18 protein-coding genes and 1 pseudogene are annotated in these 21,262 nt (G+C 63.9%); 13 read left to right on the forward strand and 6 right to left on the reverse strand.

All coding sequences use genetic code 11. The features are described 5' to 3' along the window. Positions 1-78: 78 nt before the first annotated feature. The 3 genes from M3P36_RS11030 to M3P36_RS11040 are packed head-to-tail and all read left to right on the forward strand — an operon-like array spanning position 79 to position 2,758. Positions 79-954: an ABC transporter substrate-binding protein gene (locus tag M3P36_RS11030; protein WP_249703412.1), complete on the forward strand. Its 876-nt coding sequence runs from the start codon at positions 79-81 to the stop codon at positions 952-954. Then, positions 954-1,994 carry a FecCD family ABC transporter permease gene (locus M3P36_RS11035; protein WP_249703414.1) on the forward strand — a complete coding sequence of 347 codons (1,041 nt, stop codon included), beginning with the start codon at positions 954-956 and terminating at the stop codon, positions 1,992-1,994. Before M3P36_RS11030 ends, M3P36_RS11035 begins: the two co-directional genes overlap by 1 nt. Then, a complete protein-coding gene (locus M3P36_RS11040) occupies positions 1,994-2,758 on the forward strand; it encodes an ABC transporter ATP-binding protein (RefSeq protein ID WP_249703416.1) in 765 nt (254 codons plus the stop codon). The genes M3P36_RS11035 and M3P36_RS11040 overlap by 1 nt, the downstream gene beginning before the upstream one ends. 234 nt (positions 2,759-2,992) lie before the next feature. On the opposite strand, the pseudogene M3P36_RS15365 reads toward M3P36_RS11040, so the two are convergent. Next, positions 2,993-3,262 (reverse strand): annotated as a pseudogene (locus M3P36_RS15365) (HVO_A0114 family putative DNA-binding protein); the annotation flags it as partial. A gap of 307 nt (positions 3,263-3,569) precedes the next feature. Between M3P36_RS15365 and M3P36_RS11045 the strand changes: the two are divergent. Both M3P36_RS11045 and M3P36_RS11050 read left to right on the forward strand, forming a co-directional pair. Beyond that, positions 3,570-6,158, forward strand: coding sequence for a G8 domain-containing protein (locus M3P36_RS11045; protein ID WP_249703418.1), 2,589 nt, complete (start codon positions 3,570-3,572; stop codon positions 6,156-6,158). An 88-nt stretch (positions 6,159-6,246) separates the two neighbouring features. Then, the gene (locus tag M3P36_RS11050; protein WP_249703420.1) at positions 6,247-6,615 is read left to right on the forward strand and encodes a hypothetical protein; all 369 of its coding nucleotides are present in this window, start codon (positions 6,247-6,249) and stop codon (positions 6,613-6,615) included. Positions 6,616-6,640: 25 nt separating this feature from the next. On the opposite strand, the gene M3P36_RS11055 is transcribed toward M3P36_RS11050, so the two are convergent. Beyond that, the gene (locus M3P36_RS11055) at positions 6,641-7,090 is read right to left on the reverse strand and encodes a MarR family winged helix-turn-helix transcriptional regulator (RefSeq protein WP_249703423.1); all 450 of its coding nucleotides are present in this window, start codon (positions 7,088-7,090) and stop codon (positions 6,641-6,643) included. Between the two features lie 125 nt (positions 7,091-7,215). Between M3P36_RS11055 and M3P36_RS11060 the strand changes: the two genes are divergently transcribed. The 4 genes from M3P36_RS11060 to M3P36_RS11075 all read left to right on the forward strand — a co-directional run bounded on the left by M3P36_RS11060 (position 7,216) and on the right by M3P36_RS11075 (position 12,851). After that, entirely contained in the window at positions 7,216-7,698 is a 483-nt protein-coding gene (locus M3P36_RS11060; protein WP_249703424.1) for a DUF3237 family protein, read from the forward strand. Continuing rightward, positions 7,698-9,374 (forward strand): CocE/NonD family hydrolase, encoded by a 1,677-nt coding sequence (locus M3P36_RS11065; RefSeq protein WP_249703426.1) that lies wholly within the window; start codon positions 7,698-7,700, stop codon positions 9,372-9,374. The genes M3P36_RS11060 and M3P36_RS11065 overlap by 1 nt, the downstream gene beginning before the upstream one ends. After that, a complete protein-coding gene (locus M3P36_RS11070; protein ID WP_249703427.1) occupies positions 9,371-9,820 on the forward strand; it encodes a DUF3237 domain-containing protein in 450 nt (149 codons plus the stop codon). The genes M3P36_RS11065 and M3P36_RS11070 overlap by 4 nt, the downstream gene beginning before the upstream one ends. A gap of 166 nt (positions 9,821-9,986) precedes the next feature. Continuing rightward, on the forward strand, positions 9,987-12,851 hold the full coding sequence (locus M3P36_RS11075; protein ID WP_249703430.1) for a TonB-dependent receptor domain-containing protein: 2,865 nt from the start codon (positions 9,987-9,989) through the stop codon (positions 12,849-12,851). Between the two features lie 36 nt (positions 12,852-12,887). Here the strand turns inward: M3P36_RS11075 and M3P36_RS11080 are convergent, their stop codons facing one another. Continuing rightward, positions 12,888-13,286, reverse strand: coding sequence for a nuclear transport factor 2 family protein (locus M3P36_RS11080; protein WP_249703432.1), 399 nt, complete (start codon positions 13,284-13,286; stop codon positions 12,888-12,890). A 4-nt stretch (positions 13,287-13,290) separates the two neighbouring features. After that, positions 13,291-14,646, reverse strand: a complete 1,356-nt coding sequence (locus M3P36_RS11085; RefSeq protein ID WP_249703434.1) for an MFS transporter — start codon at positions 14,644-14,646, stop codon at positions 13,291-13,293. A 226-nt stretch (positions 14,647-14,872) separates the two neighbouring features. On the opposite strand from M3P36_RS11085, the gene M3P36_RS11090 reads away from it, so the two are divergent. The 4 genes from M3P36_RS11090 to M3P36_RS11105 all read left to right on the forward strand — a co-directional run bounded on the left by M3P36_RS11090 (position 14,873) and on the right by M3P36_RS11105 (position 19,491). Beyond that, on the forward strand, positions 14,873-16,090 hold the full coding sequence (locus M3P36_RS11090; protein WP_249703436.1) for an FAD-dependent oxidoreductase: 1,218 nt from the start codon (positions 14,873-14,875) through the stop codon (positions 16,088-16,090). Continuing rightward, positions 16,087-16,512, forward strand: a complete 426-nt coding sequence (locus tag M3P36_RS11095) for a c-type cytochrome (protein ID WP_249703438.1) — start codon at positions 16,087-16,089, stop codon at positions 16,510-16,512. Before M3P36_RS11090 ends, M3P36_RS11095 begins: the two co-directional genes overlap by 4 nt. Before the next feature lie 394 nt (positions 16,513-16,906). After that, positions 16,907-18,559: an ATP-binding response regulator gene (locus tag M3P36_RS11100; protein ID WP_249703441.1), complete on the forward strand. Its 1,653-nt coding sequence runs from the start codon at positions 16,907-16,909 to the stop codon at positions 18,557-18,559. After that, positions 18,556-19,491 (forward strand): response regulator transcription factor, encoded by a 936-nt coding sequence (locus M3P36_RS11105; RefSeq protein WP_249703443.1) that lies wholly within the window; start codon positions 18,556-18,558, stop codon positions 19,489-19,491. The genes M3P36_RS11100 and M3P36_RS11105 overlap by 4 nt, the downstream gene beginning before the upstream one ends. 61 nt (positions 19,492-19,552) lie before the next feature. Here M3P36_RS11105 and M3P36_RS11110 read toward each other — a convergent pair whose 3' ends face one another. Further along, the gene (locus tag M3P36_RS11110; RefSeq protein ID WP_249703445.1) at positions 19,553-19,864 is read right to left on the reverse strand and encodes a UrcA family protein; all 312 of its coding nucleotides are present in this window, start codon (positions 19,862-19,864) and stop codon (positions 19,553-19,555) included. A gap of 600 nt (positions 19,865-20,464) precedes the next feature. After that, positions 20,465-20,989 carry a Rid family hydrolase gene (locus M3P36_RS11115; RefSeq protein WP_249703447.1) on the reverse strand — a complete coding sequence of 175 codons (525 nt, stop codon included), beginning with the start codon at positions 20,987-20,989 and terminating at the stop codon, positions 20,465-20,467. Positions 20,990-21,262: the final 273 nt, after the last annotated feature.

The following is a 21,262-nucleotide window of genomic DNA, read 5'->3' on the forward strand; positions in this document are numbered from 1 at the left end:
AGACTAACGAAGGGGATGAGGATTTTGCCGGCTGAACTCTCGCCAGCGATGCGGTGGTTTGGCGGAGGCCTGGCCGCAATGTTTGTGCTCGCAACGGCGGGTGGCCTGGCCTACGACCGCAATGCCCTGGCAAAATCGTCCGCGGGCGACGGAATCCCGGCGGCGGAACCCGCAATACCTTCACTGACGCCACGGCGTATCGTGTCGCTCAATGTTTGCACCGACCAGATGCTGATGCAGATGGTAGAACGCGATCGCATTCGCGCTATCAGCTATCTCGCCACCAATCCGCGCTATTCTGCCATGGTGGAGCAGGCGCGTAGCCTGCCTATGACCGAAGGGCTGGCGGAAGAGGTAATCGCCATGCGGCCCGACCTGGTGCTGGCTGGTACCTTCAGCGCACGCGAGACAGTCGCCCTGCTTCAGCGGCTGGGCTACAACGTGGTCGAGTTCGAGCCGGAGGGCGATTTCCCGTCTATCATCGCCAATCTTCGCAAGATGGCGCAAGCCGTGGGCGAGCCGGAGCGGGGGGAGGCCATGGTGCGCCAGATCGAACAGGCACTCGCCGCTGTCCCGCAATACGGGGATTATCCTGCAGGGCAGCCGGTCTATGCCAATTACGATGCGAACGGGTTCACCTCGGGCGATGGGGCGCTGGTTGCGGCGGTAGCCAATGCCGCCGGTTTCGAGACTCTCGGCCAGCGGCTCGGCCTGGGCGGAACGCGGCAGGTCTCGCTCGAACAGATGCTGGTCAGCCGTCCCGACGTGATCGATCTTGCTTCGGACTATCCTGCACCTGCCCTGGCAACAGAGATGTTCCGCCATCCTGTGCTGCAGAAGCTCGTTCGCGAACAGCGGACCATCGCCATACCGGCCCGCTATACGGGCTGCGGCAATATGCTCACGCTTCGCGCGCTTGAGGCCTTCGTGGCGGCGCGGCAGGAGTTCGATTGATGAGCGAGGCCAGTCTGCCGAGTGGTGTATCGTCTCCGCGCAACTCACGGACCAGGGCGGGCCTGACATTTGCGGTCCTGGCAGTGCTGGTCACTGCAGCCTTCGCCCTGTCGATGGCGATCGGCCCTGCCGCCGCCAATCTCTCCGCCCTGTTCGGCCAGCTTACGGGTGGAGAGGCTGACACTGCTATCCTGATCATGCGCGAAATCCGCCTGCCGCGCGCCCTGCTGGCCTTGTTGATCGGCGCGACGCTGGGTGCATCGGGTGCCGCGCTACAGGGCTTGCTGCGCAATCCCTTGGCCGAACCCGGCGTGATCGGCATTTCCTCGGCCGCGGCGCTGGGGGCGGTGATTGCGCTCTACACTGGCCTGTCTGTCGCCGTGCCGCTGGCCTTGCCCTTATTGGCCATTACCGGCGCGTTGCTGGCCGTGCTGGTCCTGCAATTGCTCAGCGGCGGGAGCTCGGTCCTGACATTGATCCTGGCGGGCGTGGCGATATCCAGCCTGGCCGGTGCACTCACCTCGCTGGCGCTTAACCTGTCGCCCAACCCCTTTGCCGCGCAGGAAATCGTCTTCTGGATGATGGGATCTTTGACCGACCGCTCGCTAGTCTACGTTGGACTGGCGGCACCGTTCATCGTGGTTGGTCTCGTGCTCCTGCTGGGTTCGGCCCGGTCACTCGAGGCCCTGACCCTGGGCGAGGAGGCGGCGGTCAGCATGGGGGTCGATCTGGGGCGTCTACGCTGGATGATTGTCCTGGGGACTGCACTGAGCGTGGGTGCGGCGACAGCCGTGGCTGGGGTGATCGGCTTTGTCGGGCTGGTCGTGCCGCATCTCTTACGGCCCCTGGTGGGGCACCGCCCGGCCTATCTGCTTCCGGTCAGCGCGCTGGGCGGCGCCCTGTTGCTGCTGGTGGCCGACATCGCCGTGCGCCTGGTCACGCCGGGGGCCGAACTCAAGCTGGGCGTGTTGACCGCGCTGGTCGGCGCACCGTTCTTCATGTGGCTGGTGGTCCGGTCGCGAAGTGGCAGGGTCGGCTGATGCTCAGCGCCCATTCGATCACTGTCAGAATCGGGCAATGCCCGATTGTCGATGTGGTGTCGCTCAATGTGGCGCCGGGCGAGTTTGTCGGCCTGCTGGGCCCCAACGGGGCGGGCAAATCGACTCTCATCCGGGCGCTTGCCGGTGTTGCGCCCCATGAAGGCGAAGTGCGACTGGGGGATGTTCCCGCCGCGCAAATGAGCCCCCGCGAGAGGGCGCGGCTGCTGTCCTATCTGCCGCAGGACCGGCAGATCGAATGGGGTATCAGTGTGCGCGAGGTTGTGGCCCTGGGCCGCCATCCGTTCCAGCGCCGGTTTGCCCGCCTCAGTGGCGAGGACGAGGCAGCCATCGACCTGGCAATGGCCGAGACCGGCATTGCGTCCATCGCCAGCCGTTCGGCCAAGGTCTTGTCAGGCGGCGAAAAAGCCCGCGTCCTGCTCGCCCGCGCGCTCGCCACAGGTGCGCCCCTGTTGCTGGCGGACGAGCCTGTCGCCGCGCTCGACCCTTTTCACCAGCTGGCGGTTATGGACATACTGCGCCGCCGGGCAGGGACCGGCACCGGCGTACTGGCCGTGCTGCACGAGCTGACCCTCGCGGCCCGCTTCCTCGACCGGGTAATCGTCATGCACCGGGGCGGCATTTTCTGCGAAGGTCCGCCCGAGGCCGTGCTGGTGCCCGAAGTTCTGGAACAGGTCTATGGCGTGACCCCCCTGACCGGCCAGCACAACGGCGAACGCTGGCTGCTGCCGTGGAAGCGCCTGTAGCGCCGGGGATAGGCGGCTGCAGGCTGACCTGCATCGCCCCCCCCTACCCATGATGCGGTGCGCCGCCTCGTTTAAACGCTCCATCACATGGACAGCATGGACGAGATCGTCGGACGGCAGGACCTTTGAGATAGCGTCTTCCCACTCCTCGCCGACCGATGCCATTTCCAGGTAGATGGCCTGGCCCTCGGGCGAAAGGCGGAGAGACTTGGCGATATTGCCGGGCGTCCGCTGGCAGACCATCAAGCCGGTATCGACCAGCGACTTCACAGTTCGGCTGACCTGGGCGATATCGCGGTCAACCAGGGCGGCCAGTTCCCCGACCGATACCGGCCCGTGCTGTTCGACATGCATCATCATGCGATATTGCAGTTCGGTCAGCTTGAACCGGTCGCGATAGGTGGCGATCCGGTAGCGCACGACCGCCTCGGCCGCGAGGATGAGTTGATCCACCATGCGATCGGGTAAATGCGGAGCGGTAATGGCGAAGTTTCCGGATTGCATGCAAATCTCCCAGCAGCCGATCTTCGAAAGGATTGTCCCGGCTTTGGTCGGAGTTTCTGGCGGTCGATGATCGGGCGATACGTAATTTACGGTTATGGTCGGGTTACACAGACGTTTCACCGGCCAGGTGCGTATCCGGGACTTGTCCCGCAGGCCGAACGTGCGGCGGGCCTGCCGGAACGGATAGCTGCTTGCAAATTGATCCGTCCGTTGCGAAGCTACACGCAGAAAAGAATGCGGGACTCAAAAGAGTCTGCCTGAGGGGAAAAATATCATGCGAAAGCCATCTCGCCTGCACCGTCTTTGCGTGCTTCTGCCATTGCCGCTGCTGCTTGCCACAGGGCAGGTCGCCCAGGCGCAGGACGGCCACGCGCACATGGACGAAGGCACGCCCATGGCGCCGGTAGCGGCCGCGCCCAAGCTGTGGTCCGATCCGGCTACCTGGCCCGATGGCCGGGTGCCCGGTGAAGGAGCCGCGGTTACCATCAGCCGTGACATGAATGTGGTCCTCGATGTCAGCCCGCCCGTCCTGCGGAGCCTGACCATCCAGGGCAAGTTGAGTTTCTCACCCGAACGCGATATCGATCTGGCGACCGACTGGATCTACGTGCCCGGCGGCGAGCTGGAGATCGGCACCGAAGACAGGCCCTATACCCGCCTTGCCACGATCACGCTGACCGACAATGTCCCCGGCGAGGACATCAACACGATGGGTGATCGCGGCATCATCCTGATGCGCGGCACGCTCAACCTGCACGGCGACCGGGAACACACCTGGACCAGGCTTGCCGCGACTGCCCAGGCAGGCAGCAGCGCGATCGACGTGCAGGATGCCAGCGGCTGGCGGGTGGGGGACGAGATTGTCCTTGCTTCGACCGACTTCGATCCCCGGCAGGCGGAACGGCGGCGCATCGCGGCCATTGCGGGCAACAGGCTGACGCTGGACCGCCCTCTCGACTACATGCACTTCGGCGAGATCACCTATGGCGTGGACCAGCGCGGCGAGGTGGGCCTGCTCACGCGCAACATCCGCATCCAGGCTTCGGAGGATTCCGAGGAGAACTATTTCGGCGGGCACATCATGGCTATGGCCGGCTCAAAGATGTATGTTAACAGCGTGGCCCTGTCGCGCATGGGACAGCATCTGACCCTGGCCCGCTACCCTATCCACTGGCACCTCATCGGCGAGGGTGAGGGGCAATATATCCGCAACGCCGCGATCCACGATACCTTCAGCCGCTGCGTTACGGTGCATGGCACCAACAACCTGCGGGTGGAAAACAACGTGACCTACAACACGGTGGGCCACTGCTTCTTCCTGGAAGACGGGATCGAGACCGGCAACGAGTTCGTCCGCAACCTGGGCATCCAGACCAAGTGCCATCCCACCCTGCCGTGCGAGCCGACCAACTTGGTCCTGGCTCACCAGGGCACCGCCGGCCAGCGTTCGCCGCATGTCTTGATCCCGTCGGACAACACGGCTGCCACCTTCTGGGTCACCAACCCCGACAACATCTATCGTGACAACGTTGCTGCAGGATCCGACCAGATCGGTTTCTGGCTGGCCTTTCCCACACATCCGACCGGCGAGTTCGAAGGCACCCAGATCAGCCGCGATACCTGGCCGCGCCGTACGCAGCTGCGCGAATTCACCGGCAACACCGCCCACTCCAACTTCGACGGCCTGATGTTCGATCGCGGCCCGGCACCCGACGGCACCTTCACCATCGGTGGCGGCGCGCACATCAGCCTGGCCGATCCGGCTGATGCGAACAGTGCGCCGGTGGTATCGGTGGTGGACAACTTCACCGCCTACAAGAACCGCAACGGCGCGATCTGGGGCCGGGGTGAGTATCACCTGTTCACCAACCTGAAGCTGGCCGACAACGCCATCGGCTTTACCCACGCAGCCGGGGCACCGGGCCGCGCGCCCTATACCTCGCGCGTGGTGGATTCGCTGTTCGTGGGCGAGAGCGACAATGTCGGCAACCCGCGCACGCCGGAAGAACTGGCCTATGGCCGCAGCCTGCCCCTGCCGGGAGGCTATGCCGATTACCCGATCCGCGGCTATGAGTATTACGATTACCTCCACGAGGTGCAGAACACGACATTCGTGAACTATGTCCCCAACGACCTGCGCGATGCGGGGGCGTTGTCCTACCTGCTGTTCACCAGCTTCGGCATGAGCACAGAAAACTCGGTCGAAGGCGCCACTTTCATCAATGCCAAGCCGGTCAGCTTCCCGCCGGTCAAGCGCCGCTGGGCCTCGGACTACGGCGGGATGGCAGCCTATCGCAGCGCCGCGTTTCAGGACCGCGATGGTTCGGTCACCGGCACGCCCGGTGCCTATATCGTGATCGATAACGGCATCGCCTCGCAAGAAGACGCCTGCGAAATCCGGTCAAGCTGGGGTGCGGCTGTCTGCCAGGGCGATATGGGACGCCTCCATTTTTCCGGCAATTTCCCCGATTTCGGCAATCAGCCGATCCCGGAACCGGTTGTCCTCCAGCGCGATGGCAGGCGGTTTGAATACAACGGCGAAACCACCATCGCCAGCGGGGCGGAACTGCGGGTCGATACGTCCAAGCAGACCCTTGCAATATCGCTGCGCGAAATGGACCAGGGGTCATTCGTAATCTTCGAACTGCCCGGCTTCGCCCACAGCGCGCAAGGTGTGGAGCAAGACAGTCTTGCCGCCCTGCGGGCAGCAGACCAGACGGCCTGGTTCCGCGACGGCAACCGCCTGTGGGTCAAACTGATGGTCGAGGACCCCGCTGCCGATGGCCCCGTGCTTGTCCAGGTCGGCGCCCTGCGCGCCCAGGCGACCATCGAGGTGAGCCGCGAAGCTGCGCCAAGCACGGCCTTGCTGTCAGAAGCCGGAACCCTGCGCGAGTAGGCTTCCGGCAGGGGCGGGGGCCGACTGGCTGGCCTTGAGCCAGGATCGCCGCTTGCCTCGGCCCTTGCAGCGGTGGCAGGGTGGCGGAATGGATATACACACCCGCGCCTTGTTCGCCGCTGCTGCCTTTGCCGTCATCAGCGGAAAGAAGGCCGCCGGGCTGCACGATCACGCCTCTGGCATCGACCGGCGGATTGCGGCCGAGTGTCGGGGTAACCGGCTGCAGGGCTTCGACGGCGATCGTTCGGTGCGGTTCGGGGGTGTTCTGCCGGAAGTCTATGATTTCGGTGACCAGGCCTTCATCTCGTTGAAAATCGAGGAAGGCCGGGCGCACGGCTATGACCGGAGAACGGCCAGCGCCTGTGTGGCGCAAGTAAGCGGCGGCCGGGTCCAGCTGTTCGACCATGGCGAGAATGCGTGGTTTACCTACGATGTGCAGCTTGAAGGGGCGACCTGAGCGCCCCTTTTGGGAGCGGGCCGGATCAGACCTCTATCGCCAGCGCCATCCGCTCCAGGTACTTGTCCATGTCCGCCCGCTCCTCGCGCGCCAGGCCTGACAGGACGGTGTGGAAAAAGGCGCGGCGTTCCTGCCTTACCTGACGGTGCAGGGCGAGGCCCTCGGGTGTGGGGGTGATGATCTGGCGCTTCTTGTGGGCCGGATCGGGCTGGCGCTGCATCAGGCCGGAGGCAGCAAGGCGGCGAAAGGCGCGGCTGATCTCGGCCCGGTCGATTTCTCCTGCGGTACCGATCTCGCTGGCCGAACATGGCCCCAGGGCCGTGGCGATGGCCAGCACGCGCCATTCAGCCAGGGTCAGGCCGAACTTGCTGTGGAGTTGCTTGGCGGTTTCCCGGTCGATCATCCGGGCGAGCAGCAGCAGGCGGTAGGGCAGGTGATCCTCGCCAAACAGGTTCCAGACCTTGGGTAGCTCCATATCGAACTCCAGACCTTGCAAGGGATCGCAGTGCGGTTCGCTGGCCCGCTTTCAAAGCGGACCAGATGTCGTGCTAACGCAAAATGTGTTGACGACTCAACTCCTGACCAGCTTTAAGCATGATCATGACCGACCAGCACCCCTTCTCGCCGCGTATGGAATACGCTTTCACCATCTCTATCGAACTTGGCAAGCCCTACTGGATACGTCCCAGTGCGCGGGGCGACACGCGTGCGGCAATCCACGCCGTGTCTGGCAAGGTCGAAGGACCGCGGCTGAATGGCACGGTGGTGCCGATGTCGGGCGGGGACTATCCCCTGGCGCGCGACAACGGCGTGATCGATTTCGATGCCCGCTACCTGCTGGAGGCGGATGACGGCGCGCTGATTTATCTGCAGAATGTCGGCTACCGCTGGGCCAAGAATGACGAGATTGCGGCGAAGATGCGCAACAACGAGGATGTCGGCTTCGACGATTACTACATGCGCGTTACTCCGCGCTTCGATGCGCCCGCAGGGCCGCACGAATGGATGTCGCGTCATGTTTTCGTGGGCGTGGCGGAGAAAGTGCCGGGCGCCAATCGCATCCACTATTTCGTGGTGTTGTAATGGCCGCGCCGCGCTTTGCCGGGATCACCCGCCCGGGTGTCGATCCGTTCAGCGCAAAGCACAAGCCGCCGCTGCCGCCCGCCGACTATGACCGGCGCACCGAGCAGGGCCTTACGATCGAACGCAACTGCGTGATCCCTTTGCGCGACGGAACGGAGATTTTCTGCGACCTCTACCGTCCCGAAGGCGCGACGCGGGACCTGCCGGTCCTGCTGGCCTGGGGGCCCTACGGCAAGCATTCGCATTCCAACCAGGTGTTTTGGCCGCGGTCTGGCGTGAACCCTGATTGGCTGTCCACCCTGACCCCGTTCGAAGGGCCGGACCCGGTCTGGTGGGGAGGGCATGGCTATGGCGTGGCCGTTGTCGATCCGCGCGGGGCGTGGCTGTCGGGCGGGGACTTTTATCACAACGGCATCCAGGAGGCCGAGGACTGCGCCGATGCCATTGAATGGCTGGGCAGGCTGGACTGGGGCAATGGCCGGGTGGGCATGACCGGCGTGTCCTACCTTGCCGCGATCCAGTATCTGGTTGCTCCCCTGAAGCCGGAACCGCTTGCCGCGCTGAACCCGTGGGAGGGATTTTCCGACTGGTACCGCGAATTTGCCTACCACGGAGGCATCCCGGAAACTGGCTTCCTGCCGCGCGCGTCGGACAACATCATCTATTCGCTGGGGCGGACCGAGAACACGCTGGAAAACGTCCGCGCCCACCCGCTGATCGACGAGTTCTGGCAGTCCAAGGAACTCGATCTGGAGGGCATAACCCAGCCGTCCTATTGCGTGGCAAGCTGGTCAGACGTGGGCCTTCACCTGCGCGGCACGATTGAGGCATGGCGGCGCATGGGCGCTGCGCAGAAGTGGCTCGATGTTCACGGCCAGAAGAAATGGGCGCACTATTACCTGCAATCGAGCAGGGACCGGCAACTGGCCTTTTTCGACCATTTCCTGCGTGATCGGCCGACCGCAGTCACCGCCTGGCCGCCGGTGCGGCTTGAAGTGCGCGAACGGCACGGCGTGGCGGTAGAGCGGGCCGAAAGCGAGTTCCCACCCGCCCGCACGACTTATTGCGACCTTCACCTCGATGCTGCGACCATGCGCCTGTCGGAAAATCCGCCGGGTGCGGCAAGCCTGCGGCAGTACGCGGTTGAAGGCAGCGCCTCCTTCGACCTCACTTTCGATGTAGCCACCGAAGTCACCGGTCATGCCGCGCTGAAGCTGTGGGTGGAGGCGGACGGCAGCGACGATATGGACCTGTTCGTGGCGCTGGAGAAGATCGACGCGGCGGGGGAGAAGGTGGGCTTCACCTTCTATGCCTTCTACGAATATGGCCCTGTAGCATTGGGCTGGCAGCGGGTCAGCCACCGCGCGCTGGATTCCGAGCGCTCCACGCCGGAGCGCCCGGTCCACCTGCATACCCGCGAGGACCTGCTGGAGCCTGGCCAGGTTGTGCCGGTCGAGATCGAGTTCTGGCCCTTCTCGACCCGTTTCGAGGCTGGCGAAAGCCTGCGGCTGGTTGTCGCCGGGGCCGACATCTACCGGCGCGAGGAAGGCGCCATGCTGCCGTTCCCGATGCACGAGGACACCCGCAACAAGGGCGCACATGTGTTCCACACCGGCGGCGAACATGACTCCGTGTTGCGCCTGCCCATCGTCCCCGAAAGGACCAGCGAAGGATGAGCCCAGCCGACTGCCGCCTCGAACACGTGTTCGATATCGAAGTGATGTTCGGCGCCGATCGCATGATCTTCGGCCCCCTGCCGAGCGGGTCGAGCCAGGGCTATACCCCGGCCATCGGCGGCACGATCAGCGGGCCGAAACTGTCGGGCAGCGTGGTGCCCCATTCGGGCGCGGACTATGCCACGGTGCGGATTGACGGGGTGATCGAACTGAAAGCGCATTACCTGCTGGAAGCAGACGACGGCACGCGCATTTACATCGAGAACAAGGGTTTCCTGGTGCGGCCTGCAGCAGGGGAGGCACAGCCTGCCTACTTCCGGTTGACCCCCTATTTCCGCGTTCCGCAAGGCCCGCACGACTGGCTGGAGCGCACCGTGATCGTGGGAGGCGGCGAACGCCGTACCGCGCCGGACCGTAGCTTGTTTCGCTATTACGCACTGCGTTGATCCTGTCACAGCTGCAGCCAATTCGCTTCGAAGGGGCAGGGCTCGTTATTGACAAATCAACACCTGTGCGCGAATCGTAGGCACGGTTACGCGAGAGGATCGATCTCACACAGCGGACCGCATCGCCGTCAGGCGGCAACGATATTCTTGACTTGGGAGAGCAGAAATGGCGCAACTAAACGGTCGTACGTTCCGTAGTGGACGGGGGCGATTTCATGGGCGGTTCGGGGTCAGCACGGCTGCCCTGGCGCTGGCGCTCGGATTTCCGGCCCTGGCCCAGGCGCAGGATACCGACGAAGGTGCCGCGCAGGGCGACACCATCGTGGTGACCGGTTCGCGTATCGCGCGCGAAGGGTTCGATTTGCCCCAGCCGGTGACCGTGGTCGGTGCCGAACAGATTGGTCGGCAGGGTGCCAGCAATGTGGCGGCCGTCCTCAACGACCTGCCCGCTTTCCGGCCGCAGAACACCGCATCCACCACGGCGATCTTCCAGAACAATATTGGCGCCAACACCGCCGACCTGCGCGGCCTCGGGGCCAACCGCACGCTGGTGCTGATCGACGGCAGGCGCGTTGTGCCCGCCACCGTGCAGGGCAGTTCCTTTGCCCCGGCGGGCGCGGTCGATCTCAACATGGTTCCGTCATCGCTGGTCGAGCGGGTTGAAGTGGTCACCGGGGGCGCTTCTGCTGCCTATGGTTCCGACGCCGTGGCCGGCGTGGTCAACCTCATCATCAACACCAACCTGCAGGGCATCCGCGCCAGCGTGCAGGGTGGGATCACCGATGAAGGCGATAACGAGGAATTCGCCGCCTCGCTGGCCATCGGCGACAGCTTCGCCGGGGGCCGCGGCCGCGTGGTTGTCGGCGCGGAATATGTCGATGTGCAGGGCACCGGCGATTGCTATTCGCGGGCCTGGTGCGCGCTCAGCTATAACACGGTCAGCAACCCGCTGATCGATCCGGCGGATCGGTCACTTGGGCGGGTGTCACCGGGCGATCCGGCCACGCTGATCCTGCCCAATGCGCGGACGGCTACAGCCACCGCCAACGGCATTGTCATCTCCGGTCCCCTGCGCGGGACCGAATTCAATCCCGATGGCACTACCTTCCAGCACGATTACGGCACGTTCTTCGGGGCGGGCATTTTCCAGAGCGGCGGCGGAGACGACCGGCTGGCGTTCTATGAGAACTTCCCCATCGCCTCGCCGAGCGAGCGGATCAACACCTTCGGCCATGTGGAATATGACCTGACCGACGCGGTCACCTGGTTTGCCGAAGGCTCGTTCAGCCGCGTCAGTGCCGAGACCATCGGTGCCCAGCGGCGCGATCTTGGCCCGCGCCGGATCACCCGCGACAACCCCTTCATCCCGGACAGCGTTGGCGCACAGATGGACGATCTGGGACTGCCTGCCATCATGGTGGGCAGGATATGGAACGATCTCGGCCCGCAGCAGGGCCGGGTGGAGCGCGATATCTATCGTGCCGTCACCGGCTTTGAGGCCGGACTTGGGTCCGGGTGGAGCCTCGACGCCTATTACCAGTACGGCCAGACCAACTACAGCCAGCGCGGGTTCAACACCAACATCAACCAGAACATGATCTATGCGCTGGACGTGGTTACCGATCCGAACACCGGAGATCCGATCTGCCGGGCGGTGTTGCAGGGCGTTGCTGCCGCCGCCGGCTGCCAGCCGATCAACATCTTCGGCGAAGGCAGCCCTTCTGCCGCAGCGGCGGACTATGTCAGCGGCACGGTGGAACAGGACACCACGCTGAAGCAGCACGTCGCCAGCCTGGCGGTGCAGGGCAGCCTGCTGGAACTTCCGGGCGGATCGCTGGCCCTGGCCACCGGCGTGGAATTCCGCAAGGACCAGGCCACCGGCACGGCCGACCCGATCTCGACCGCACTGGGCTTCTATACCGGCCCCGGCGCGCCGATCTCGGGCAGTGTCGATGTGTGGGAAGGCTTCGTCGAAGTCGTCGCGCCGATTGTCGACATGGTCGAACTGAACGGTGCCGTGCGCCTGACCGACTACAGCACCAGCGGCTCGGTCACGACGTGGAAGGTGGGCGCGGACTTCGCTCCGGCGGACTGGATCCGCTTCCGCGCCACCCGTTCGCGCGATATCCGTGCGCCCAACATCTTCGAACTGTTCGGCCCGCTGCAAAGCTCGTTCCAGTCGGTAGTTGATGGCAGCACTCAAGTGCTCGCCTCGGTGCTACTCGGCGGTAATGCTACTCTACAGCCGGAGCGGGCCGATACCTGGACTGCGGGCGTGGTACTTCAGCCCGAGATAGGACCGGGCAACCTGCGATTGTCTGTCGACTATTACGACATCAAGCTTGATGGCGCTATTTCAACCCTGGGAGCCCAGGTGCTGGTCACACGTTGCAATGAGGGCAGGACAGAATTTTGCCAGTTCATTGATCGCAACGACAATGACGAGATCACCACGATCCGCAATTTCAATCTCAACCTCAACTCCCTGATCACTCGCGGCTGGGATATCGAAGCAAGCTACCGGATGCCGCTGGGCAATGGTGACCTGTCGCTGCGGGCGCTGGCCACCATCGTAGATGACCTGATCACAGTGGATTCGGCTGGAGTGGCGATTGACCGGGCGGGAATGAATGGTTCGCCGGTATCGCAGCCGTCGGGCGTGCCGCGCTACATCATCAACTCCTACCTGTCCTATGATGCCGACCCGTTCGCCGTGCAGTTGCAGATGCGGCACATTGCGGCAGGGGCCTACAATACCGCCCTGGTCGGTCCGGGAGACGAGGGATACGATCCCTTGAAGGACAACAGCATCAACGACAACCGGATCGGTGCCTGGACCTACTTCAACCTCAACGCCAGCTATGACCTGTGGGCCGATGGCGACAGAAACCTCCAGCTGTTCGGGGTGGTCAACAACCTGTTCGACAAGGATCCGCCGGTCGATGCCCCGTCCAGCTTCGGTCCGACCAACAACGTGCTGTATGACGTGATCGGCCGCAGCTACAAGCTGGGCTTGCGCTTCCGCTACTGATCGCGCAACCGGGCAGGGCCATGCGGTCCTGCCCGGCTAGCGGGCCGAGCGCCAGAAGTTGGCCGTGCGGATGCGGGTGAACAGCCCGTTTTCATCGATGTCGTAGAACGCGAAATTGCGGCTCTGGCGTCGCTCGCCTGCGGTCATCGGACCATTGGGAAAGTGCGGCCAGTCGCCCCTGGATACCAGCGTGGTGAGCAGTTCTGCTGCCACCAGCCCGGGTGATCCGACAAAGGCCAGCACTTCTACCGTTTCGTCCACCTGGGCGTGGATCCGGCCATAGAAATCCATGATAGCCTGGCCGCCGGTGAGCTTTGCCGCCTGCCCTTGGAAGTCCACTTGCGGGGCATAGTAGGCCCCGAAGCCGGCATAGTCGCGGGCGTTGAAGGCGGCGACATAGCGGTCGAACCACTCCCGACTGCCGACCTGTGCCACCTAGTCAGACCCGCCCGGCTTCCGGTGCCAGCACGGCTTTGCCGGTGCGCACCACTCTGCCCAGCACCAGGATCAGCACGACCACGGTCAGCGGCAGCAGGGCGGCAATGCCCAGCGTCAGTTCCAGCGAATAGTGCTGGGCTACCGCATGCCCGCCATAGACCGGTGCCAGCACTCCGCCGACCCGCCCCGCACCGCCAGCCCAGCCGAGCGCCGTACTGCGCATCCGCGGCGGGTAGATCTTGGTGATCAGCGTGTTGAGCCCGGCCTGTCCGCCGGTCTGGAGGAAGTTGAAGGCGATCAGGATGAAGACGAAGATCTGCGCCTCGAACGAAACCCAGCCCATGCCGATATAGGCCAGGAACAGGCCGAAGTAGAACAGCGGGATCATCCGCGTGGCGCGGAAGCGGTCCATCAGGTAGCCGATCAGCAGTGTGCCGGTGATCGCGCCGAGATAGCCGATCAGGGCGGACACGGCGAATTCCTGGATCGGCACACCGGCCATTTCCTGGAAGAAGGTCGGCAGCCACTGGCTGGTCAGCGCGATGCTGGTCATCGAGATCAGGCAGGCGGCCCACAGCACGGCGGTCATCAGGCCGCGGCCTTCGGTGAAGATATCGCTAAGCTTCGCCTTGCGGGCCTCCCCATCGGACTTGCCGAAAACATAGACCGGATCTTCCGGCACTTCCACGGTGCGGTCCAGCCGCCGCAGAATGGGGGCGATGCGCGGATCGCGTGGGTTGCGTTCGGCTCGGAACTTGATCGATTCCGGCACGAAGAACAACAGCAGCGGGATGCAGGCGATGGGCGCGATGCCGCCGATCCAGAAGGCGCTCTGCCAGCCATAGTCGTCGATCAGCCAGGCCGCCACCGCGCCGCTTGCCGCATTGCCGGTGGAATAGCCGACCAGCGACAGTGCAACGAATGTGGCGCGCCGCCTTGCAGGGGCCGCTTCGGAAATCAGCGCCAGGGCCATGGGCAGGCCGGCTGCCATGAACACGCTGGCGAGCGCGCGCAGGACCGTCAGCTGGGTCAGCGTCTCAGCCCACACACTGACAAGTGTAAAGCCGCCGAACAAGGCGCACGACATCGTCAACATGCGCCGCCGGCCAAAGCGGTCGGCCAGCGGGGAGACCACGAAAGCGCCCACTGCCATGGCGATCTGCTGCCAGATGAACAGGTTGGCCATGGCCTCGGGCGGCTGGCCGAAATCGGCGGCAATCGCGGGGGCGATCTTGCCGATCATGAACATGTCGAACCCGTCGATGAAGCACACCAGTCCGCAGACCAGCAGGATCAGCAATTGCGGGCGGCCGATGGCCTGCCTGTCGATGAATGCCTCGATATCGAACCGGTTCATGCGGCCCTGGACCTCTCTGTCGCGGGAATATGCCAAACCGGCTTAGACAGCAGCAGGAGTTGAGTGGTCAACATAAATTTGGCGACTTGCCTGGCGGGTGTCGAGCCTGGCGCGACCGTTGCAATACGCAATTTGCGCAATATCCGCTGTTCCCGTTTTTCCCGAAGCGGTCCGGCAGGGGGACCCGGCTTTGACACACCTGCCTTTGCGTTCGGCGACCATTGGTATGCAGAACCGCCGCGGCGTGATGCGCGGTACGCTGGCCCTGGCTGGCGGGCTGGCATTGCCCGGAAGCCTGCGCGCCCAGGCCCTGCTCGGCCCAGCACCGCCGCTTGTCCCCATGCGGCTTTCGCCCGACCAGCTGATTGACCTGAAGTGCTGCATCCGCCCGCTGCGCGCTGCCGGGCCGAACCTCGGCACTGAAACGGTGCGCGACCGGCTGGTAATCCACAACTATGGCCACGGCGGCAGCGGCTGGTCGCTGTCGTGGGGTTCGGCCGAAGTGGCCGTGGGCAAGGCGCTGTCGGTCCTGCCGGACAGGATCGCGGTGGTCGGTTGCGGCATCATCGGCCTGACTTCGGCCATCGTCGCCCAGCGCGCCGGGCTGGCCGTTACCATCTATGCCCGCGACCCGATCCAGCAGACCCGCTCGTTCCGGGCGAGCGGCTCGTTCACGCCGGGATCGCGCATTGCCCTTGCAGGGCCCGCAGGTCCGCAGTTTCCCGACCAGTGGGAGCACATGGCGCGCTATTCGTGGAAGATGTTCCGCACGATGCTGGGGCTGCCGGGAGAGCCGGTGGCGTTCGGGGACAGCTACTCTCTGTCGGACAACCCGATCGAACGGCGCACCTGGCCGGCCGATCCTGCCATCGCTGCCCGTTACGAAACCACAGGCCTGCCGCAGCAGAACTCCGAATTTGCCAGGCTCGATTCCCGGATCAGGGACATTGTGCCCCAGTCGGTGCCGCTGCAACCCGGGGAGAATCCCTTCGGCACGCCCTATGCCACGCGTTCCTCGCACATGTATTTCAACTTCCCCGCCTACAGCCACCTGCTGATGACCGAGTTTCTCGCCCGCGGCGGCCGCTATGAAATGCGCAACCTGCATAGCCCGGCCGATGTGGGCGACCTGCCCGAACGGGTCGTGATCCACGCTACCGGCTATGCCGCGCGCGACCTGTGGCAGGATCATACGGTCATCCCGGTGCGCGGACAGACCGGCTGGCTGGTACCGCAACCGGGGGTCAATTATTCCATCCGTTCGAACAACATGTCGGCCATGGCCAAGGCAGACGGGATCGTGATCATGAACAACAACCCGGATCTTGGCGAAATGCTGGGGGTGGGCGACAGCATGGAACTACCCAACCGCGCGCCAGTGGAGGAAGCCATGGCCAGCCTCTCGCGCTTCTTCTGGCCTGCCGACCAGCGGGGGGCGGCATGAACCGGCGGGCTCTGGCGATTGCCCTGGCGGGCGGACTGGCAATGCTTGCGGCAAGCCCGGCGACCGGCCGCGGCACCCAGAGCGGGGTCTATACGACCGGGCAGGCGGACGAGGGCGCGCGGATCTATGCCGCGCGCTGTGCGATGTGCCACGGGGCGCAACTTGAAGGCACGGTGGAAACGCCGGGCCTGGTCGGAAAGTTCGTGGCCAACTGGGCAGGGCGGCCGCTGGGCAACCTGTTCGCTTATCTGGGGCGCGCCATGCCCCAGAACGCACCCGGCACGCTGTCGCCGGAAGATACCACTGCACTGGTGGCTTTCATCCTGCGTGCCAACGGAGCGCCAGCGGGAAGCCGTCCGCTTTCGCCGGACGCAGCAGGTCTCGGGCGGATCGATTTCGAAGCCGCTTCGCTGGCCAGATGAGCCTCAGGTCCCGCTATGACGCAATGGACCATCCCGGGGCAGGCCAGACCGACCGGACCGACTAGCCGGGAGATCGACAAAGGAGAATGGATAAACATATAAATCGCAGGCACTTGGCGTTCTTGCCCGAGTGCGATCCCGAAGGTGGTCCGGTGGGTGCGATGTTAAAATGACACAGGCGCGAACCAAACATATGCTGCCTTGCAACATATGATTTTGCGATGCACCATCTGACGCGAATAAGAAGGCATGCCCAAAGGGCGCCAAAGGGTCACATGAACGAACAGGCAGCATCTTCCCAACCGGGCGGTTACAACGCGCCGCAAGTCGCCTGCATCGCAGAAGCGGGGCGCCTGCATTGACCCAGGCTTCCGGCAACCCTGCATTCCCTGCCTTGTCGAAACGGACCTTGCCTGCGTTTTCCCTGCCGCGTCTGCGTGACCATGTTTCCCTGTTGCCGATGGCCTTCGGCCTGATCGTCCTGGCAACCCTGCTGGAAGCCGCCCTGCTGCTGCTGGAGATATGGTGGGGTGGCGGACATTGGGGCAACCACCGGTTCACGCTGTTCGGCCTGCTAGCGGTAGTGATCGCCGTCGTGGTGAGCTATCGCCTGCTGCGTCACCGGATAGAGCAGTTGGCCCAGCTTTCCGGGCAACTTGAAGCGGCCTTGCAGGCCCAGCAGGCGGCCGAGGCGGCAAACCACACCAAGGCGCGCTATCTCGCCAATGTCAGCCACGAGATCCGCTCGCCGCTTAATGCCATCTACGGCTATGCCCAGCTGATCGAGCAGGAGGCCGATGTTCCGCCCAAGGATGCTGCGCGGGTGATCCGGCGCTGCGCCGAACACATGACCACCCTGGTTGAAAGCCTGCTCGACATTTCGCGGCTGGAGAACGGGCTGTTGCGGGTGCGCAGCGAGATTATCCGCCTGCCGGAATTCCTCGACCAGCTGGTGTGGATGATGCGTCCCGCTGCCGAGGCCAAGGGGCTCTCGCTCGAATTGGAACTGCCGCCGCGCATGCCCGAATTCGTGAAGACGGACCATTCCCGCCTGCGCCAAGCCCTACTCAACCTGTTTGGCAACGCGATCAAGTTCACCGAAACGGGCGGGGTAATCCTGCGCGTGGCCTATCGCGGGCAAGTGGCAACGCTGGACGTGATCGACACCGGACCCGGGATTGCGCCCGAGAACCTGGAGCGCATCTTCGACCCCTATGAGCAGGTGACTGGGGTGGAGGGGCACGAAGGCAAGGGGGTAGGCCTCGGCCTGCCCATCACCAAGGCGATTATTGAGATACTCGGCGGCAAACTGGAGGTGGAAAGCGAGCAGGGGCACGGATCCAAGTTTCGCGTCACGCTCATGCTGTCGGAACCGGCCAATGCTCTCGCACCCGAGGCGCCGCTTCGCCGGATCGTGGGCCACGAAGGGCCACAGCGTTCAATCCTGATTGTCGATGACGATCCTGACCAGCGCGATTTCCTCCAGCGGTTCCTTGGTGCTTGCGGGTTCGAAGTGGTCTCGCTGCCCAACGGCGAAACTGCCGAGACGCTGTGCGCCGCACGGTCGTTCGACCTCGCCGTGCTCGACATCTCGCTGCCCGGCATTTCGGGATGGGAGACTGCGGCGCGGATCAGGGGCAGGCTGGGCCAGGGCATCGTTATCGTCATGGCATCAGCCAATGCCCAGGAATTCCACCGGCCCGAATACCACCAGCCGACCCACGACCACTTCCTCGTCAAACCCTACCGGCTGGACGAAATGGCCGAAGCCATCGCGGCGCTGCTCGGCCTGTCGTGGAAGTGGGAAGCATCGGGCGACGCGGCCACCGATCGCGCACCTGCGCCCGGCGGGCTGCCGCGCGCGGCCATGCCGCATGTCGAAAGCCTGCGCGAACGGATTCTTATCGGTCATGTCCGCGGCATCGAAGCGGAGATCGCCATGCTGGCCGAGACCGCGCCCGGCCACGGCCGGCTGGTCACGGCGCTCTATGCGGCGCTCGACGAATTCGACCTTGCCGGGATGGCCAAACTGCTGGAGCGAACATGAGTACCCGAACCCCCGGACATTCCGACACCGTCCTGGTGATCGATGACGAGCCAAGCACCCTGAGCCTGATTATCGACGCGCTTGAAAACGCGGACATCTCGGTGCTGGTCACCACGTCCGGCCCGGCCGCGATCGAGCTGCTCGACCGGATCCTGCCCGATCTGATAATCGTCGATGCGGTGATGCCCGAGGTGGACGGGTTCGAAACCACTGTCCGCATCAAGCGCAACCCGCGCCTGGCCAATATCCCGGTGATCTTCATGACCGGACTGACCGAAAGCGAACACGTGGTCGAAGCCTTCGAGGTGGGCGGCGTGGACTATGTGAAGAAGCCGGTGAACATCAACGAACTGCTCGCCAGGGTGCGGGTCCACATGAACCAGGGGCGGGCGGTCCAGGCCAGCGCGGCCAGCCTCGATGCGACCGGACGGATGATGCTGGCGACCGATGCCACAGGCAACCTGCTGTGGTGTACCCCGCGCGCCGAAGCGGCCATCCTGCGCACCGTGCCCGCCTGGACGCGGCGCGACAGCCTGCCGCCCGAATTGCGTGTGCCGGTGGAGCGCCTCCTCTCGCGCAACGAGATCGGCGGCAGCGTGCGGGTGGAGCAGGACTCGAACGAGGGCAGCGGCGAAGGCTCGCTGGAACTGGTCATGGTGAGTCACTACCGCGACAATGAAGTGCTGATCCGCCTCAACGAGCTCAGCCCGCAGAAGAATGTCCAACAACTCGGCTCCGCGCTGGGCCTGACCGCGCGCGAGGCGGAAGTCCTGCTATGGGTCAGCTATGGCAAAACCACGCGCGATATCAGCGACATGCTCAACATCAGCCGGCGCACCGTGCAGAAGCACCTGGAGAACGTGTTTGTGAAGCTGGGCGTGGAAACGCGATCCTCAGCAGCCGCGATCGCGATTCGCGTTACCGAGCAGTGAAACGAAATGGCGGGCCGGACGCCATCGTCCGACCCGCCATGATGTTTGCCTTGAAGGGCGCTTAGCGGTTCGAAGCGAGCTGGCGATCCGAAGCGCGTGCGATAAGCTGGGCGACAACCGGTTCAAGGTTGGCGGCCATTTCCTGGCGGCAGCGGAAGTCCGGCTTCATGTCGGCATCGAGCCGGTCGCCCGGATTGCAGACGGCTTCGATCTGGCGGGCGATGTCGCGGCGGAACGCGGCAATGCTCTCGGGATCGGAAAAGTCCACGCTGGACGCATCAATCCGGACGGAAACGGCTTCGCGGTCGGCAGCAGTTGCGGCCGTGGCACCGACGAGCAGGCCAGCCGCGATCAGCGGTAACATCAGTTTCATGGGTTCTCTCCTGGAACACGTATATTTGAACGTACGGTACTGTTTTATCAGGCTGGTGCGGATCGGATTGTCCGCTTGGCCTGTATGCGTCTTATGCGCTGAGGCTCAATTAGTCCTGCAGCGGCAGTCGCGCAAGGCATACTACCGAAAAAGTCTGTCCAGAATTGGATGTTTCAATGCTGCAACAGCGTAATGACCATTTTAGGACATTGCCGTATGTTCAAATAATACTTAGAGAGATTCACAATAGAATCATGACAGGAGATGTGGCTTCAATAAATATTAGAATTGTATCAAGATAGACTCAAAATGATACGAGCTTGTCAACGTATTGCGATGTGTCCCCGTGGCTGGAAACGGAAAGGCTTGGCTTCTGGAATTTTGTTTGCCGGCGTAAATACGCCAAATGGCGTATGCGGGCCGCAGGGGCGGACGCGCTCGACTTGGACTTTGGACCAGCGGCACTTATAAAACAGGCTCGCTTCCGAGACCGCGGAATGCTGCTGCATCGCAACAGGAAACGAACGAAAAAATCCACCCGCAACAGGCGATTTCACCGGCAAATGCGCAGTTGGCGGCCTCGAACGGAGCCTATGGCAGTCAATCCTGCGGCGCGCGGGCAGCGATCGCGTCGATCTCGATCAGGAAGTGCGGCCCCACCAGTCCGGCGACCTCGAAGGTCGAACGCGCGGTCGTGAGCGGGTTTTCCTCGGTGCCGAAGAACTCCCGGAAGCCGGCGTTGACCCCGGCAAAGTCCATTACGCCGGTGGCTGGATCGGCCACGACCATCAGCTGCAGCTTGACCACATCGCCCATGGTAAAGCCCTGGGTGGCGAGCACATCGGCGATCTTGGCCAGGGTGGAGACTGTCTGGGCCCGCGTATCGCCCATCTGTTCAAGGCTTGTCACCTCGCTCATCGGCATGGCCGGATCGAGCGGCGAGGGCAGTTGCCCCGAGACATAGATCACATCGGCCCCGGCATTCACCCGCGCCGCTTCAAGGATGATGGCATTGGGATTGCGCTGGATGCGGATCACCTCGCCCTCTGCTGCTGCCGGGACGGTCATCAAGCCTCCCGCCAGGGCGGCAACGGCGGCGGTAGCAAGGGGAAACAGACGGGCCATGGGCAATCTCCGGTTTGGACCGGGATGGGGCGCGGGCGATGCCTCTGCCGTCACCGGAAGGAATGATGCCAAGGGCTAGCATCGGCCCGCAGACACGCTCCCTACGCCAAACGGCGTATGTGCATCAGGCCACCAATGCTCTCGATTGAGGGGGTCGGAACAACGAGTCCGGTTTGGCTCCTCCCGCTGGAAGGTGCCGATAGACAACAACCGGCGGGTAGCCGCCTTCTCCGACTGCATGGGCTCGGGGAAGGCGGCTCAACCCAAAGCCGG

The organism is Altererythrobacter sp. KTW20L (assembly GCF_023501975.1).
Taxonomy (GTDB): Bacteria; Pseudomonadota; Alphaproteobacteria; order Sphingomonadales; family Sphingomonadaceae; genus Alteraurantiacibacter.